Source organism: Polaromonas sp. (assembly GCF_030682935.1).
In the GTDB taxonomy this organism is placed as follows: Bacteria; Pseudomonadota; Gammaproteobacteria; order Burkholderiales; family Burkholderiaceae_C; genus Polaromonas.
In genome coordinates this window covers 23224-37719 of the sequence record NZ_JAUXNA010000103.1, presented here as the reverse complement: position 1 = coordinate 37719, position 14496 = coordinate 23224, and the positions used below count along the sequence as shown (strand labels likewise).

The following is a 14496-nucleotide window of genomic DNA, read 5'->3' as shown; positions in this document are numbered from 1 at the left end:
CATCGTCTTTAAGTTGGATCAATAAATAGACAACATTACAGGGAACGCTGCGAAATACGGACACTGGCGCACAGAGGCTTTTATCCGGGCACCACGGGTTGATCCCGCTGGGCAAAGAAAGAGAGGCCGCGCGAGGGGAAACAGGCGAATTCGTCAGAGCCGATCCGCGAACCGGGAGGGGTTCATGCCGTAAGATGGGCGTCCCTGCGTTTGTGAAACCACGAATTGAAAACCGCGCCGACATTGTCCTTTTCCAAGCTTGGCTGCAGCCGGGGCGGCAGGCAGCTCTTTCAGGGCATTGACTGCGTTCTGGAATCCGGGTGCTGGCTGTATGTGACTGGTGCCAACGGCGCGGGCAAGACCAGTCTGCTGCGCATGGTGTGCGGGCTGGCCCCGATCGAATCCGGCGACATCTGCTGGAGCGGCACGCCGATTCATGATCAGCACCACGCCTATCGTCAGGACCTGTGCTACCTGGGCCACCTCAATGCCCTCCAGGAATCCATGACCGTCAACGAAAACCTTGTGTTCGCCGCCGCGCTGACGGGCACAGCGCCCGATGCCACGCAAACGCAGGAGGTGCTGGCACACTTCGGCTTGGCAGGCCGTGGCCAACAGTTGGTACGGCATCTGTCGCAGGGGCAAAAACGTCGCGTCGCCCTGTCCCGACTCGCTTTGAGCCAGGCCCGGCTGTGGGTGCTGGACGAGCCCTTTGTGGCCATGGATGAAGCCGGGGTGCGCCTGCTGGCCGACTTGATAGCGGCGCACCTGGCCAAGGGGGGGCTGGCGGTACTGACCAGTCATCAGCATGTGGACATCGGTTCCGTGCCCGCTCAACTGCTGGAGTTGCGCGCATGAAGAAGCTGGGACTTGCGAGCGTCATGCTGGCGGTGCTGCGGCGGGAGGTCTCCCTGGCGCTGCGGCAAAAGGGCGAGGTGTTGACGCCGCTGGTGTTTTTTGTCGTCATCGCCAGCCTGTTTCCGCTGGGGGTTGGGCCGGAGTCCGCGCTGTTGCTGCGCATGGCGCCGGGGGTTCTGTGGGTCAGTGCCCTGCTCGCGGCCATGCTCTCCCTGCAACGCATGTTTGCCACGGATTACGCCGATGGCTCGCTGGAGCAGATGGCGCTGTCCACCACGCCGCTGGGCTTGCTGGTGGCGGCCAAGGCCTTGGCGCACTTTCTTCTCTCGGGCCTGCCGCTGGTGCTGATGGCTCCCGTTCTGGGTTTGCAGTTCGGACTCGATGCCCGGGCGCTAGGCATTTTGATGCTGTCCTTGTTGCTGGGCACACCCACCCTGAGCTTGATTGGCAGCATCGGGGCGGCCCTGACCCTGGGCGTACGCGGGGCCGGGGTTTTGCTCTCGCTGTTAATCTTGCCACTGTATATTCCAGTGCTGATATTTGGCACTGGTGCGGTGCAAGCCGATGCGGCTGGCCTGGGCGCCAGCGGCCACCTGTCGCTGCTGGCGGCATTGTTGGTGCTCTCGGCTTTTTTCGCACCTTTGGCCACAACGGCCGCCTTGAGGATTTCCCTGGAATGAACAGACGCGTGATTCACTGGTTCAAGTTCGCCTCCCCGCAGAAATTCTATTTCCTGGCTGGACGCATGTGGCCCTGGTTTGCCGCCCTGGCGGCGGTGCTGACTGCGGTGGGTTTATGGATATCGTTCTTTGTGGCCCCCACCGACGCCCAGCAGGGCGAGGGCTACCGCATCATCTTTGTGCACGTGCCGGCGTCGCAGATGGCCATGTTCATTTATCTGGTCATGGCCGGCTGGGCCGGGTTTGGTCTGGCTTTCAACACACGGCTGTCGGGCATGATGGCCTCGGCCCTGGCGCCCACCGGCGCCCTGTTCGCCTTCTTGTCGCTGATGACCGGGGCGCTGTGGGGCAAGCCGATGTGGGGCGCCTGGTGGGTGTGGGATGCGCGGCTGACGTCCACCTTGATCCTGCTGTTTCTGTACCTCGGCTTCCTGGCCCTGCAATCGTCCATCGACGACCCGCGCCGCGCCGACAAGGCCTGTGCCGTGCTCGCACTGGTGGGCGTGGTGAACGTGCCCATCATCTACTTCTCGGTCAATTGGTGGAACACCCTGCACCAGGGGGCCTCGGTGTCCCTGACCCGCGCCCCGGCCATGGCCGCCCCCATGTTGTGGGGCATGTTGATCATGGTTGCAGCCTTCTGGATGTACGCCATTGCGATGGCGCTGGTGCGGGTGCGCAACATCATTCTCGAACGCGAGCGTCATACGGAGTGGGTCCAACATGCAGTGGAATAGCGTTTCAGAATTTTTGTCGATGGGCGGCTACGCCTTCTATGTCTGGGGCAGCTTCGGGCTGACGGCAGCAGTACTGGTGGCCGAAATACTGCTGGTTCGCCAGCAACGCAATCAAATCCTGCGGAACCTTCGCAGCGAACTCCGGTCAGAAAGTAACTCATCATGAAACCCCGTCATCAACGCGCCGCCATCATCGCGGGCGGCTTGGCTGCTTTGGGCCTGGCTGCTTACTTCGTACTCAACGCTTTTGAAAGCAATCTGGTCTTTTTCTTCACCCCCAGCCAGGTGGCTTCGGGTGAAGCGCCCAAGGATCGGCCCTTTCGCATTGGCGGCATGGTCAAGGAAGGTTCGGTCAAGCGTGACAACCTGACAGTGGCCTTCGTGGTAACCGATACCGCCAAGGAAGTGAGTGTGTCCTATACCGGCATCCTGCCGGATCTGTTTCGCGAGGGCAAGGGTGTGGTAACTCAGGGCAAGCTGGGCGCCGACGGCAAATTCACCGCCTCCGAGGTGCTGGCCAAGCACGATGAGAACTACATGCCGCCCGAGGCCCAGCATGCGGTAGATCAAGCCCAGAAAACCATCAAAACGCTAAAGTGAGATACGCCGCATGATTCCCGAAATTGGTCATTTCTCGCTCATCCTCTCGCTGTTTGTGGCGCTGGCCTTGGGGGTGTTGGGCGTTATGGGGGGGCAGCAGGGGCGCGGCGACTGGATGGCGCTGGCACGGCCCGGCGCGCAGGCGCTGTGGTTGCTGACGGCGCTCTCGTTTGCCTGCCTCACCTATGCCTTTTATACGAATGACTTCTCGGTGTCGTATGTGGCGAATCACTCCAACTCCAAACTGCCGGGGCTGTACCGCATTGCCGGGGTCTGGGGCGGGCACGAGGGCTCCTTGCTGCTGTGGCATTTCATGCTGACTTCCTGGATGCTGGCGGTATCCATTTTTTCCCGTCAGTTGCCCGACGCCATGGTGTCCCGTGTACTGGGCGTTCTGGGCCTGGTCGCGGTGGGTTTCCTGCTTTTCATGTTGCTCACGTCCAACCCGTTTCTGCGCCTGAGCGACATTCCCGCCGATGGCCAGGACCTGAACCCGCTGCTGCAGGACCCGGGCCTGGTGTTTCACCCGCCCCTGCTGTACATGGGCTATGTCGGTTTGGCTGTCCCTTTCGCTTTCGCCATCGCAGCCTTGCTCAATGGCCGGCTCGACGCGGCTTGGGCGCGCTGGTCGCGGCCCTGGGCCACTGCCGCGTGGATTTTTCTGACGCTGGGCATCGCTTTGGGATCGTGGTGGGCCTACTACGAGCTGGGCTGGGGTGGCTGGTGGTTCTGGGACCCGGTGGAAAATGCTTCCTTCCTGCCGTGGCTGGTGGGCACCGCGCTGATCCACTCACTCGCCGTCACGGAAAAGCGCGGGCTGTTCAGAAACTGGACCATCGTGCTGGCGATCACCGCGTTTTCTCTGAGCCTGCTGGGGACCTTCCTGGTGCGCTCCGGGGTGTTGACCTCGGTGCATGCTTTTGCGGTAGACCCCAAGCGCGGCGTGTTCATCCTGCTGTTCCTGGTCGTCGTGGTGGGCGGCTCGCTGACGCTGTTTGCCCTGCGCGCCAGCAAGGTGCGCTCAGGCGGTGCGTTTGCGCTGGTGTCGCGCGAGACTTTTCTACTGGTCAACAACGTGCTGCTCGCCACCGCCGCTGCCACGGTACTGCTGGGCACCCTGTATCCGCTGATCGTGGATGCGCTCAACCTGGGCAAGCTGTCGGTGGGGCCGCCCTACTTCAATGCCGTGTTTGTTCCCCTCATGGTGCCGGTGCTGCTGTTCATGGTGATCGGCTCCTTCGCCCGCTGGAAGAACGACAGCATGGCCGAACTGGTGAAAAAGCTGCGTGTCGTGGCTATTGTGTCGGTGCTGCTGGGGTGCAGCTTGCCGCTACTGGCCGGCCCCTGGTCGGCGCTGGCGGCACTGGGGCTGAGCCTGGCGCTGTGGATCGCGCTGTCATCGGCGCTGCAGATCTACCGGCAGTTCAAGGACACGGTCAACTGGAAATCCACGCCGGTGTCGTTCTGGGGCATGCACGTGGCCCACATCGGCATTGCCGTCTGTGTGGTGGGCATCACCATGGTCAAGGGTTACGAGACCGAAAAAGACGTGCGCATGGCGTTGGGTGACACCGTGTCAGTGGGTGGCTACATCTTTCGCCTGACCGATATTCGTGAGGTGCCGGGTCCGAATTACGTGGCTGACGTCGGCGCCGTGGAGGTCAGCCGCGATGGCCGGGTACTGAAGATTCTGCGCCCCGAGAAGAGAACCTACTTTTCATCCGCCATGCCCATGACGGAAGCTGCAATTGACACCAACTGGATGCGCGACATTTACGTCGCTTTGGGAGAGCGGCTCGAAGACGGCCCCAACCCGGCCTGGGCGATGCGGGTGTACCACAAACCCTTTGTCGCCTGGATCTGGGGCGGCAGCCTGTTGATGGCCCTGGGTGGTGCCATGGCCGCACTGGACCGGCGCTATCGCAAGAGGCGGCCCGCCAGTGTGGGTGCGGACCATGTCAAAGTGGTTGCAGCATGAAGAGGGCGCTGATTCCGCTGGGCATTTTTATCGTGCTGGTGGTGTTTCTGGCCATCGGCCTGACACGCGATCCACGAGCGGTGCCGTCACCCCTGGTTGGCAAGGCCGCGCCGGCGTTTACCGCGCCGCGCCTGCATGCGCCCGACCAGCATTTCTCAGCCAAAGACATGCTGGGCAAGGTCTGGCTGCTCAATGTCTGGGCGTCCTGGTGCGCGGCCTGCCGGCTGGAGCATCCGCTGCTGATGGAGCTTGCCAAAACCAGGGCCCTGCCCATGATCGGGCTCAACTACAAGGACAAGGATGCCGAAGGCTTGAAATGGCTGGCCCGCTTTGGCGACCCTTACGACGTCTCGGTGACCGACGGGGACGGACGCATCGGCATCGACTACGGTGTCTATGGCGTGCCGGAGACCTTTGTGATCGACAAGGCCGGCGTGATTCGCTATAAGCAGATCGGCCAGGTGACCGAGGAAGCCCTGAAAGAAAAAATCCTGCCCCTGATACGGGAGTTGCAAAAATGAAGTACTGGCTGGCCCTTTTTCTGGTGCTGCAAATGGCTGGCACGGCCCATGCGGGCGAAGCCCCGCCGCTGGCCGAAGACCCGGTGGTCGAGCAACGGCTGATCACCATTTCAGAAGAGCTGCGCTGCCTAGTCTGCCAGAATGAGTCGCTGGCCGGCTCGCGCGCCGATCTGGCGCTGGATTTGCGGCGTGAAATTCGCACGCTCATCAAAGCCGGCAAGACGGATCAGGAAATCATGGACTTCATGGTCAGCCGCTATGGCGACTTCGTGCGCTACCGCCCGCCCGTCAACCCCACGACCTGGCTGCTCTGGTTTGGCCCCTTTCTGTTGCTGATCGGTGCCATCGTGGTGCTGGTGCGCATGGTGCGCGGCAGCCAGCGTGGCGGCGCGCCGAGAGCGCTCGATGCGGCCCAGCGCGCAAGAGCGCAGTCGCTGCTCAAAGATCCGGAACTCCCCTCATGATCGTTTTTATTGCAATCGCAGCGTTGTTGACGCTGCTGGTGCTGGCCTGGGTAGTGCGCCCGCTGCTGCGGCCCGCGCCACAGGCTGGTGTGTCCAGCCAGCGCCTGAATGCCGCCATCTACCGCGACCAGCTGCAGGCCCTTGAGCGTGACCTGGCACGCGGCGTCATCAGTCCTGCGGACCATGAAGCCACACGGGATGAATTGCAGTTGCGCCTGCTGGACGACACCGAAGCGCCCAAGCTGGCCCCGCAGGCCAGCCGCGCGACCTTCTGGAACGGTCGGCGCACGGCCGGTGTGATGGCTGTGCTGTTTCCGCTGGCATCCGCCGGCATGTACGGATGGCTGGGCAACCCTGCGGCCATGGACCCGGTCGCCGCGCAAAAATCCAGCAACGAGCAGATCACGCAGATGGTCGACACCCTGGCCGCGCGTTTGCAGGCCAACCCCGACAACCCCAGGGGCTGGGCCATGCTGGCGCGCTCCTACAAAGTGATGGAGCGCTTCGACGAAGCCGAGCAGGCCTTTTTGAAAGCGGGTGACCTGGTCAACACCGACCCGGACTTGCTCATGGAATACGCCGACTTGCTGGCGGCGCGTGCCGACAACAACATGGAAGGCAAGCCGATGGTGCTGATCAACAAGGCGCTGGCGCTGGACCCGCAGCACCCGATGGGGCTGATGATGTCCGGCGTAGCGGCCTATCGCCGGGAAGACTTTGCGGGCGCGGTGGCGCAGTGGGAGAAACTGCTCGCGGTGCTGGAGCCCGGTTCACCGGATGCCCAGCAGGTTCAGGCTGACATTGCGGATGCCCGGGCGAGGGCGGGCAAGCTGCCGCCAGTCAACGCAGCCGCAGCGGGCGCCATGACCCCGGAAAAAATCAGCCAGATGGTCGAGGGCCTGGCGGCGCGTCTCAAGGCGAATCCGGGTGACTTGGCGGGCTGGGCCCGGCTGGCGCGGGCCTACAAGGTACAGGGCCGCTTGGCCGAGGCGGAACAAGCCTATGTCAAGGCTGGCAAACTGCTGGAGGGTGACCCTGACTTGCTGACCCAGTACGCCGACCTGCTGGCCATGCGTGCGGGCGACAAGCTCGAAGGTCGCCCGCTGGAACTGGTGAACAAGGCCCTGACCTTGAACCCCAAACATCCCATGGCCCTGATGATGGCCGGTTCTGCCGCCTACCGGCGCGCCGACTATGTCCAAGCCGTGACCCATTGGGAAAAAGCGCTCACGGCGCTGGAGCCCGGCTCGCGTGATGCCACGCTGGTGGCGGCTGAAATTGCCGACGCGCGTGCCAAGGGCCGGCCGGTCCTGCCATTGAAGTCAACGCCTTGATGCGTGAACGCCCCCCTGATTTTCAGCCGCTTCAACGCGCCGGAAGTGGGGCAATCGCCGCGCCCACGCTACTTCCAGTTTCAGTCGCCGGCCAACGGTCCGTTCACCTGAAATCATCCGGAGTCCGGGTCGGCGCTGTGGCGTGTCGAGATTGGCAAAGCCGCCGCATCGGCCGTGGTGTCAACTGGAAGCTGCTGCTCCAACGACGCCTGCGGTAGCCAGCAACAAACCTGAATGATCAAGGGTTCCGGTTGATGCTCCTGCCTGATTCACTCATACCAGGAGAACCGCCTTGTCCTGCCGGTTGAAGGGGATGAATGAACTGAGACAGCCCGCCTTGATGGCGTCCACCAACTGTTGCATGGATTTCTCGGCGGTATCACTGGTGGGCGGCCTTGCCGCCACTATCAGGCAGTGCAACGGGGAAGACGATGGCCCAGTCATTGCCAAATGCCTGCGATTCTCCTTCGGGCGCGAAAAACGAGTTCAGCTCCGCGGGTAACTTGTCAGCATGCCAACTCAGCACTGGCAATACAAATAGCAGACGTTGCGGTTCGGCTTGTTGTCGTGCCTCCTGCAACAAATCATCAAAACTGTACAAGTACGCATAGTCGGGGTTTTTTCAAAAACGGGTGAAATGGTAGACTACCAAGGGTCCGTGGAGAGTACTTTCTGGCGTTTGTTGCCCGTATCAAGCTTGTTCAGGCCAATGACCTTCGCATGTCTCAGCCCTGAACATCGTCCTGCCGGAGTTGCTGGCGGCAGGTGCCAAGGGCCATACCGCCGCGATGCGCGCTGGCTGCTGTCCTCCAACGTGCGCATCAAGATGCTGTGCAACGAATCCGTGGCTCGGAGCATCCTCGACATGGTTGAAACGAAATACGCTGACAACCAGGGGCTGGTCGTGTACATGGTCGATGCCGATGTCAACCGAAGCGACAAGTTCCGACGGACCTGCGGCGCGCGAAGGTTCTGCGGATCAAACACCGACGGGCTATCCGATGGTCAGGCGCAAGAGTGAGGAAGGACCGCTCACTTTGCACGGCTGACATTATGTCATTGAGGCGGGTGAAATCCATATCTTTGATGTACGGCAAGGCAATTTTGTGCCAGCTTTGTTAGCCTCCAACAGTGGCACTGGACCCTACCAACCTTATGTGGAGCACGATGGATAAATTATTTCCGACTGACCCGGCCGTAACGGCCCATGTTGACGAGGCGGCAACCGCCGCCGCCCTGCAGGAGATGGCGCGTGACGCCGGCCTCAGGCCCTTGCGCCTGGCCGGCAAAGAGTTGCTGCCGGTGGTGCAGGGCGGCATGGGCGTGGGCGTGTCTGCCGGCGGGCTGGCCGGTGCCGTGGCACGGCTGGGCGGCGTGGGCACCATTTCCTGCATCGATTTGCGGCGGCTGTATCCGGACCTGATGGCCATCACCGGCCACCTGGACAAAGAGCCTGACGCGCGCCAGCTGATCGACGCGGCCAACCTCGAAGCGCTGGACCGCGAAATCCGCCGGGCCCGCGAAATCTCCCAGGGACGCGGCCTGATTGCCGTGAACGTGATGAAGGCGCTCAGCGCCTACGAAGCTTATGTGCGCCAGGCGCTGGCCAGCGGTGCCGATGCGCTGGTGGTGGGTGCCGGTTTGCCGCTCGATCTGCCTGATCTGGCGCGCGACTACCCCCGCACGGCGCTGATTCCCATTTTGTCCGACGCACGCGGCGTGCAGCTGCTGGTTAAAAAGTGGGAGAGAAAAGGCCGCTTGCCCGACGCCATCGTGATCGAGCACCCGCGGCTGGCCGGTGGCCACCTGGGCGCCGCCAAGGTGGCCGATCTGCAGGACCCGCGTTTTGACTTCGAGGTCGTGATCCCGCAGGTGCTGGAATTCTTCAAGACGGCGGGCATAGAGCGCGAGATTCCGCTGATTGCCGCGGGCGGCATCAACTGCCGGGACGACATCCTGCGCCTGCAGGCCCTGGGCGCCTCGGCGGTGCAGCTGGGCACGGCCTTTGCTGTCACCCAGGAGTGCGATGCCGACCCCGCCTTCAAGCGGGTGCTGGCCGAAGCGAAACCCGAAGATCTGGTGGAGTTCGTGAGCGTGGCAGGCCTGCCCGCGCGCGCGGTGCGCACCCCCTGGCTTGAAAAATACCTCCGCCTGGAACCCAAACTCAAGGCGGTGGCGCACGTCAAGGCCAAGTGCAACATGTCCTTCGACTGCCTGGCGCGCTGCGGCCTGCGCGATGGCGATGCCACAATGGGCCAGTTTTGCATCGACCAGCAGCTGGGGCATGCCTTTTCGGGCGAAACCAGCAAAGGCCTTTACTTTCGGGGCGCAGGCCGCCTGCCGTTTGGCGACCAGATCCGTTCGGTGCAAGAACTGATGCAATGGCTGCTGGGCGGTATTCGTCCGGCGGTGCCTTCCTGAGGAAAATGGACATGAAGCGCGAACATTTTGGCAGGCCACAGGACGTGACAGCCACCCAGCCCATCAGCCACGACGTGCTGAAGGAAAAATACCTCAAACCCGGCGAAAGCGGGATCGAGGACATTTACCGGCGCGTGGCGCGGGCCCTGGCCTCGGTCGAGCCCGAAGCCGAACGGGCGAAGCACGAAGCGCTGTTCCTGGAAAACCTGCACGCCGGCGCGATTGGCGCGGGCCGCATCATGAGCGCGGCGGGCACGTCCATACAGGCCACGCTGATCAACTGCTTTGTGCAGCCGGTGGGCGACTGTATCCAGGGCGTGGACGACGAGGGCTACCCCGGCATTTACGAGGCCCTGCGCGAAGCCGCTGAAACCATGCGGCGCGGCGGCGGCGTCGGCTACGACTTTTCACGCATCCGGCCACGCGGCGCCGAGGTCAAGGCCACGGCGTCCATGGCGTCCGGCCCGTGCAGCTACATCAACGTGTTTGACCAGTCGTGCGCCACGGTGGAGAGCGCGGGTGCGCGGCGCGGCGCGCAAATGGGCGTGCTGCGCATCGACCACCCCGATGTGCAGGAGTTCATCACCGCCAAGCGCACCCCGGGTCGCTGGAACAATTTCAACGTGTCGGTGGGCATGCTGGACGCCTTCATGCAGGCGCTCGCCGACGACCAGCCCTGGGAACTGGTGCATAAGGCCAAACCCGGCGCAGCGCTGCTCGCGCAGGGCGCGTTCCAGCGTGCGGACGGCCTGTGGGTGTACCAGACCGTGGCCGCGCGCGAATTGTGGGACACCGTGATGCGCTCGACCTACGATTTCGCCGAGCCCGGCATTTTGTTTCTGGACCACATGAACCAGGACAACAACCTGCGTTACTGCGAGTCGATTGAGGCGACCAACCCTTGCGTCACCGCCGATACCTGGGTCATGACCACCGAGGGCCCGGCCCAGGTGGCGGATCTGGTGGGGCGGCCCTTCAGCGCCGTGGTGGATGGCAAGGCCTACAGCGTGGAGAGTCAGGGATTTTTCAGCACCGGCCACAAACCCGTGCTGGCCCTGAAAATGCGCGAAGGACCGTCCTTGCGCCTGACGGCAGAGCACCGGGTGCGCCGTGTGGCGCACAAGACCCGCTACACGCTGCAAGCCGAATGGGTGGAAGCCGGGCAACTGCAGCCGGGCGACGAACTGCTGCTGCATGACCACCGCGCGCTGGGCGGCTGGGACGGCGTCGGCACCCAGGCACAAGGCTACCTGCTTGGGCTGCTGGTCGGCGATGGCACGCTCAAGAGCGACAAGGCGGTGATTTCAGTCTGGGCGAGCGAGCTGAAACAAGTTGCCAATGGCGCGCCGGTCCATGCCTGCACCGGGGCGGCCGGTATCGTGGCGGCGGCAGAGGCTGCCGCCTGCACGCTCACGCACCGGGCGGATTTCCGGGGCTTTCAGCGGCCCGTCGCGGGTCGGGGGGAGGTCCGCATGGCATCCGCGGCGGTGCGCCACCTGGCCCACGGGTTCGGCATGCGGCCGGGCCACAAAACCATCACGCCAGCGATGGAAAAGACGTCTTCCGCGTTCGCGGTGGGGCTGCTGCGCGGGTTGTTTGATGCCGACGGTTCGGTTCAGGGCGCACAGGACAAAGGCGTCAGCGTGCGGCTGTCGCAAAGCGAGCTGTCCCTGCTGCAGACGGCGCAGCGCATGCTGCTGCGCCTGGGCATCGCTTCAACGCTCTACCAGAACCGCCGATTGGCGCAAGCGCGAAACCTGCCCGACGGGCGCGGTGGCCTCAAGCTCTATGACACGCAAGCGCAGCATGAACTGGTCATCAGCGGCGACAACCTGCGCGTCTATGCCGACCGTATCGGCTTTGCCGACACTGAAAAATCAAAGCGACTGGAGCAGGCGCTGGGCAGCTACCGCCGCAGCCTGAACCAGGAGCGCTTCATCGCTACCGTGGAATCGCTGACCGAGGACGGCAGTGAAGACGTGTTTGACGTCACCGTGGCCGATGTCCACGCCTTTGACGCCAATGGCCTGGTGGCCCACAACTGCGGCGAACAGCCGCTGCCCCCCTATGGCTGCTGCGACCTCGGGCCCATCATCCTCACGCACTTTGTGCGGCATCCGTTCGGCTTTGACGGCGACGCGCACTTTGACTTCGATGCATTTGAAAAGTCGGTGGCGACCCAGGTGCGCGCGCTCGACAACGTGCTGGAGGTGACCTTCTGGCCGCTGCCGCAGCAGCGCGCGGAATCCGCCGCCAAGCGCCGCATCGGCGTTGGGTTCACCGGCATGGGCAATGCGCTGACGATGCTCTGCCTGCGCTATGACGCGCCCGAAGGCCGCGACATGGCTGCGCGCATCGCCGTGCGCATGCGCGATGCGGCCTATGCCGCTTCGGTCGCGCTGGCCCGGGAAAAGGGGGCTTTTCCCAAGTTTGAAGCCGAGGGCTACCTGGCCCCAGGCACCTTTGCCAGCCGCTTGCCGGCCGAGTTGCAGCAGGCGATACGCGCGCACGGCATTCGCAACAGCCATTTGCTGTCGATTGCGCCCACGGGCACCGTGAGCCTGGCCTTTGCCGACAACGCCTCCAACGGCATTGAGCCGGCGTTTTCGTGGATGTACCGGCGCAAAAAACGCGAATCCGACGGCAGTACCACCGACTACGCGGTGGAAGACCACGCCTGGCGCCTGTACCGCGAACTGGGCGGCGATGTGGACAAACTGCCCGACTACTTTGTGTCGGCGCTGGAGATGTCGGCGGCCAGCCACATCGCCATGATGGAGGCGGTGCAGCCCTTCGTCGACACGGCGATTTCCAAGACCGTGAACGTGCCGGCCGACTACCCGTATGACGACTTCAAGGGCCTGTACCAGCAGGCCTGGCGCGCCCAACTGAAGGGCTTGGCCACCTACCGGCCCAACGCCATTTTGGGCTCGGTGCTGGACGTGCCTGCCAGCCCCGAGGCCGTGCCTGCCGCAGCCCCCGCACCGCTGGACCCGATGCGCACGGTGATTGAAAGCCGCCCCAAGGGCGCGCTGTCGGCGGTGGCGGACAAGGTCGATTACTGGACCCAGGAGGGCCACAAGACGCTGTACATCGTGGTGTCGTTCTTGCCGGTGCCCGCGGCCAGCGGCGTGGGTACGCTGGAGCGCGCCATCGAGTTTTTCATGCCCGTGGGCCAAAGCGGCGAGTCGCAGCAGTGGATCACCTCCAGCATGCGCATGCTGTCGCTGGCGGCGCGCGGCGGCTTCCTGGAGCGTGCGCTCAGCGACATGCGCAAGGTGGCCTGGGACCGTGGCCCCGTGCGTCTGGGCACCTATGAAAAGGCCGACGGCACGCGCGTGCCGCTGTGGCATGACTCGGAGGTGGCGGCGATTGCCTACGCGGTGCAAAACATCATCACGCGGCGGGCCAGTCAGCCTGCGGCGGGCGCGCACCCGGTGGCCGAACCCCAGGCCACGGCCGCACTGGTGCCGCCCGTGATGGCCGGCAAGAAATGCAGCGAATGCGGCGCCCATGCCGTGATCCGCAAGGACGGCTGCGACTACTGCACCCAGTGCGGCCATCTGGGAACCTGCGGATGAGCGTGCTTCCCGTCCTTCCTTCGCGGGTGAGCCCGGGCAAGCCTTCCGCCGGGGAGCGGGCGAAGCTGGACCGCCGCTGGCGCGCCCGCTACCTGCTGCTGGCGCCGCATCGGCTGGGTTTTTTTCTGGCCATGGGGCTGTTGGTGGCATCGGGCGCCTGGTGGGCGCTGGTGCAGCTAGACCGGGTCAGCGCCGTGCTGGCGCTGCCGTACGCGCTGTCGCCGTCGCTGGTGCATGCGGCGGTGATGACGTTTGGGTTTATCCCGCTGTTTTTCTCGGGTTTTCTGTTCACGGCCGGTCCCAAGTGGCTGGGCGTGCCGCCGCTGGGGGTCCGGCAACTGCTGGCGCCGCTGCTGCTGCAGGCGACGGGATGGCTGCTGTGGCTGGCTGGGGCCCATCTGCATGCGCTGCTGGCGCAGGTTGCGCTCGTGCTGGCCTGGACCGGCCTGGCGTGGATGACTGCGGGATTCTGGCGCCTGATCCGTCTTAGCCAGGCGCCAGACCAGTTGCACGCCCGCACGGTGGGTGTGGCCTGCCTCGTGGGTTGCCTGAGCCTGGCCGGCCTGCTGGCCAGTGTGGCGCTGGAGGCGCCCGCCGTGGCCCGCGCCAGCGTGCTCACCGGCCTGTGGGGGTTTGTGCTGGTGGTGTACGTGTCGGTGGCACACCGCATGATCCCGTTTTTTACCTCCAGCGCCATGCCCTTCATTGCCGCGTGGCGCCCGTTTTGGGTGTTGTGGCTGATGCTGGGCGCAGCGGCCGTGGAGGTGGCCGCCGTGTGGGTGGAACTGGGCGGCCCGCTGCAGGGCACCGTGGGTTCGGTGTGGATGCTGGCGCGCGGCATCCTTGAACTGGCGGCGGGGGGCGTGCTGCTCTGGCTCGCCGTGGTCTGGGGGCTGGTGCAAAGCCTCAAGAACCGCCTGCTGGCCATGTTGCACATCGGTTTTCTCTGGTTCGGTCTGGCGCTGGTGCTGGGCGGCACCTCGCAGTTGCTGGGCTGGGTGCAAGGGGCTCCCGTGCTGCCCTTGGGCTCGCTGCATGCCCTCACCATGGGGTGTCTGGCGTCGCTGATGTTCGCCATGGTCACCCGCGTGTCCTGTGGCCACAGCGGGCGTGCGCTGGTGGCCGACAAGCTCGTGTGGTCGCTGTTCTGGCTGTTGCAGGCGGCCACCGTGCTGCGCATTGTGGCTGCCGCGCCGAGCGCGTTGGGCGCCTGGCTGCTGCTGGCGGCCGCGCTGCTCTGGGCCGGCGTCATGGCTGTGTGGGGCGTGCGCATGGCCCGCTGGTATGGCCGCCTGCGCGCCGACGGACGCGCCGGCTAAGGT

Annotated in this window: 14 protein-coding genes and 1 pseudogene; 14 read left to right on the top strand and 1 reads right to left on the bottom strand. The window is 64.3% G+C overall.

What is annotated here, in order from left to right:
* Positions 1-225 precede the first annotated feature (225 nt).
* Genes ccmA through ccmI form a run of 9 tightly spaced genes read left to right on the top strand, consistent with a single transcriptional unit; the run spans position 226 to position 7172 of the window.
* A complete protein-coding gene (ccmA, locus tag Q8K05_RS04540; RefSeq protein WP_370868770.1) occupies positions 226-858 on the top strand; it encodes a cytochrome c biogenesis heme-transporting ATPase CcmA in 633 nt (210 codons plus the stop codon).
* Positions 855-1538, top strand: a complete 684-nt coding sequence (gene ccmB / locus Q8K05_RS04535; protein WP_305245332.1) for a heme exporter protein CcmB — start codon at positions 855-857, stop codon at positions 1536-1538. Before ccmA ends, ccmB begins: the two co-directional genes overlap by 4 nt.
* Entirely contained in the window at positions 1535-2275 is a 741-nt protein-coding gene (gene ccmC, locus Q8K05_RS04530) for a heme ABC transporter permease CcmC (protein ID WP_305245331.1), read from the top strand. The genes ccmB and ccmC overlap by 4 nt, the downstream gene beginning before the upstream one ends.
* Positions 2262-2441 carry a heme exporter protein CcmD gene (gene ccmD / locus Q8K05_RS04525; protein WP_305245330.1) on the top strand — a complete coding sequence of 60 codons (180 nt, stop codon included), beginning with the start codon at positions 2262-2264 and terminating at the stop codon, positions 2439-2441. Before ccmC ends, ccmD begins: the two co-directional genes overlap by 14 nt.
* The gene (gene ccmE / locus Q8K05_RS04520; protein ID WP_305245329.1) at positions 2438-2875 is read left to right on the top strand and encodes a cytochrome c maturation protein CcmE; all 438 of its coding nucleotides are present in this window, start codon (positions 2438-2440) and stop codon (positions 2873-2875) included. The genes ccmD and ccmE overlap by 4 nt, the downstream gene beginning before the upstream one ends.
* A gap of 10 nt (positions 2876-2885) precedes the next feature.
* Positions 2886-4853, top strand: coding sequence for a heme lyase CcmF/NrfE family subunit (locus Q8K05_RS04515; RefSeq protein WP_305245328.1), 1968 nt, complete (start codon positions 2886-2888; stop codon positions 4851-4853).
* On the top strand, positions 4850-5374 hold the full coding sequence (locus Q8K05_RS04510; protein ID WP_305245327.1) for a DsbE family thiol:disulfide interchange protein: 525 nt from the start codon (positions 4850-4852) through the stop codon (positions 5372-5374). Before Q8K05_RS04515 ends, Q8K05_RS04510 begins: the two co-directional genes overlap by 4 nt.
* Entirely contained in the window at positions 5371-5838 is a 468-nt protein-coding gene (locus Q8K05_RS04505; RefSeq protein ID WP_305245326.1) for a cytochrome c-type biogenesis protein, read from the top strand. Before Q8K05_RS04510 ends, Q8K05_RS04505 begins: the two co-directional genes overlap by 4 nt.
* On the top strand, positions 5835-7172 hold the full coding sequence (ccmI, locus tag Q8K05_RS04500; RefSeq protein ID WP_305245325.1) for a c-type cytochrome biogenesis protein CcmI: 1338 nt from the start codon (positions 5835-5837) through the stop codon (positions 7170-7172). The genes Q8K05_RS04505 and ccmI overlap by 4 nt, the downstream gene beginning before the upstream one ends.
* Positions 7173-7551: 379 nt before the next feature.
* On the opposite strand, the gene Q8K05_RS04495 is transcribed toward ccmI, so the two are convergent.
* Positions 7552-7773 (bottom strand): hypothetical protein, encoded by a 222-nt coding sequence (locus Q8K05_RS04495; RefSeq protein ID WP_305245324.1) that lies wholly within the window; start codon positions 7771-7773, stop codon positions 7552-7554.
* Positions 7774-8037: 264 nt separating this feature from the next.
* Between Q8K05_RS04495 and Q8K05_RS04490 the strand changes: the two genes are divergently transcribed.
* From Q8K05_RS04490 to Q8K05_RS04470, 5 genes and pseudogenes are all read left to right on the top strand, one after another.
* Positions 8038-8193, top strand: a complete 156-nt coding sequence (locus tag Q8K05_RS04490; protein WP_305245365.1) for a hypothetical protein — start codon at positions 8038-8040, stop codon at positions 8191-8193.
* Positions 8168-8347: pseudogene (locus Q8K05_RS04485) on the top strand (carbonic anhydrase); the annotation flags it as partial. The gene Q8K05_RS04490 and the pseudogene Q8K05_RS04485, both read left to right, overlap by 26 nt.
* Complete coding sequence (locus Q8K05_RS04480) at positions 8340-9593, top strand: NAD(P)H-dependent flavin oxidoreductase (protein WP_370868769.1); 1254 nt, start codon at positions 8340-8342, stop codon at positions 9591-9593. The pseudogene Q8K05_RS04485 and the gene Q8K05_RS04480, both read left to right, overlap by 8 nt.
* An 11-nt stretch (positions 9594-9604) precedes the next feature.
* The gene (locus Q8K05_RS04475) at positions 9605-13174 is read left to right on the top strand and encodes an LAGLIDADG family homing endonuclease (protein ID WP_305245323.1); all 3570 of its coding nucleotides are present in this window, start codon (positions 9605-9607) and stop codon (positions 13172-13174) included.
* Positions 13171-14493 (top strand): NnrS family protein, encoded by a 1323-nt coding sequence (locus Q8K05_RS04470; protein ID WP_305245322.1) that lies wholly within the window; start codon positions 13171-13173, stop codon positions 14491-14493. The genes Q8K05_RS04475 and Q8K05_RS04470 overlap by 4 nt, the downstream gene beginning before the upstream one ends.
* Positions 14494-14496 lie beyond the last annotated feature (3 nt).

Excerpts from the sequence above, each read along its gene's own strand:
- ccmB (WP_305245332.1), top strand. The coding sequence starts at position 855 with ATGAAGAAGCTGGGACTTGCGAGCGTCATGCTGGCGGTGCTGCGGCGG.
- ccmC (WP_305245331.1), top strand. The coding sequence starts at position 1,535 with ATGAACAGACGCGTGATTCACTGGTTCAAGTTCGCCTCCCCGCAGAAA.
- ccmD (WP_305245330.1), top strand. The coding sequence starts at position 2,262 with ATGCAGTGGAATAGCGTTTCAGAATTTTTGTCGATGGGCGGCTACGCC.
- ccmE (WP_305245329.1), top strand. The coding sequence starts at position 2,438 with ATGAAACCCCGTCATCAACGCGCCGCCATCATCGCGGGCGGCTTGGCT.
- Q8K05_RS04515 (WP_305245328.1), top strand. The coding sequence starts at position 2,886 with ATGATTCCCGAAATTGGTCATTTCTCGCTCATCCTCTCGCTGTTTGTG.
- Q8K05_RS04510 (WP_305245327.1), top strand. The coding sequence starts at position 4,850 with ATGAAGAGGGCGCTGATTCCGCTGGGCATTTTTATCGTGCTGGTGGTG.
- Q8K05_RS04505 (WP_305245326.1), top strand. The coding sequence starts at position 5,371 with ATGAAGTACTGGCTGGCCCTTTTTCTGGTGCTGCAAATGGCTGGCACG.
- ccmI (WP_305245325.1), top strand. The coding sequence starts at position 5,835 with ATGATCGTTTTTATTGCAATCGCAGCGTTGTTGACGCTGCTGGTGCTG.
- Q8K05_RS04490 (WP_305245365.1), top strand. The coding sequence starts at position 8,038 with ATGGTTGAAACGAAATACGCTGACAACCAGGGGCTGGTCGTGTACATG.
- Q8K05_RS04480 (WP_370868769.1), top strand. The coding sequence starts at position 8,340 with ATGGATAAATTATTTCCGACTGACCCGGCCGTAACGGCCCATGTTGAC.
- Q8K05_RS04475 (WP_305245323.1), top strand. The coding sequence starts at position 9,605 with ATGAAGCGCGAACATTTTGGCAGGCCACAGGACGTGACAGCCACCCAG.
- Q8K05_RS04470 (WP_305245322.1), top strand. The coding sequence starts at position 13,171 with ATGAGCGTGCTTCCCGTCCTTCCTTCGCGGGTGAGCCCGGGCAAGCCT.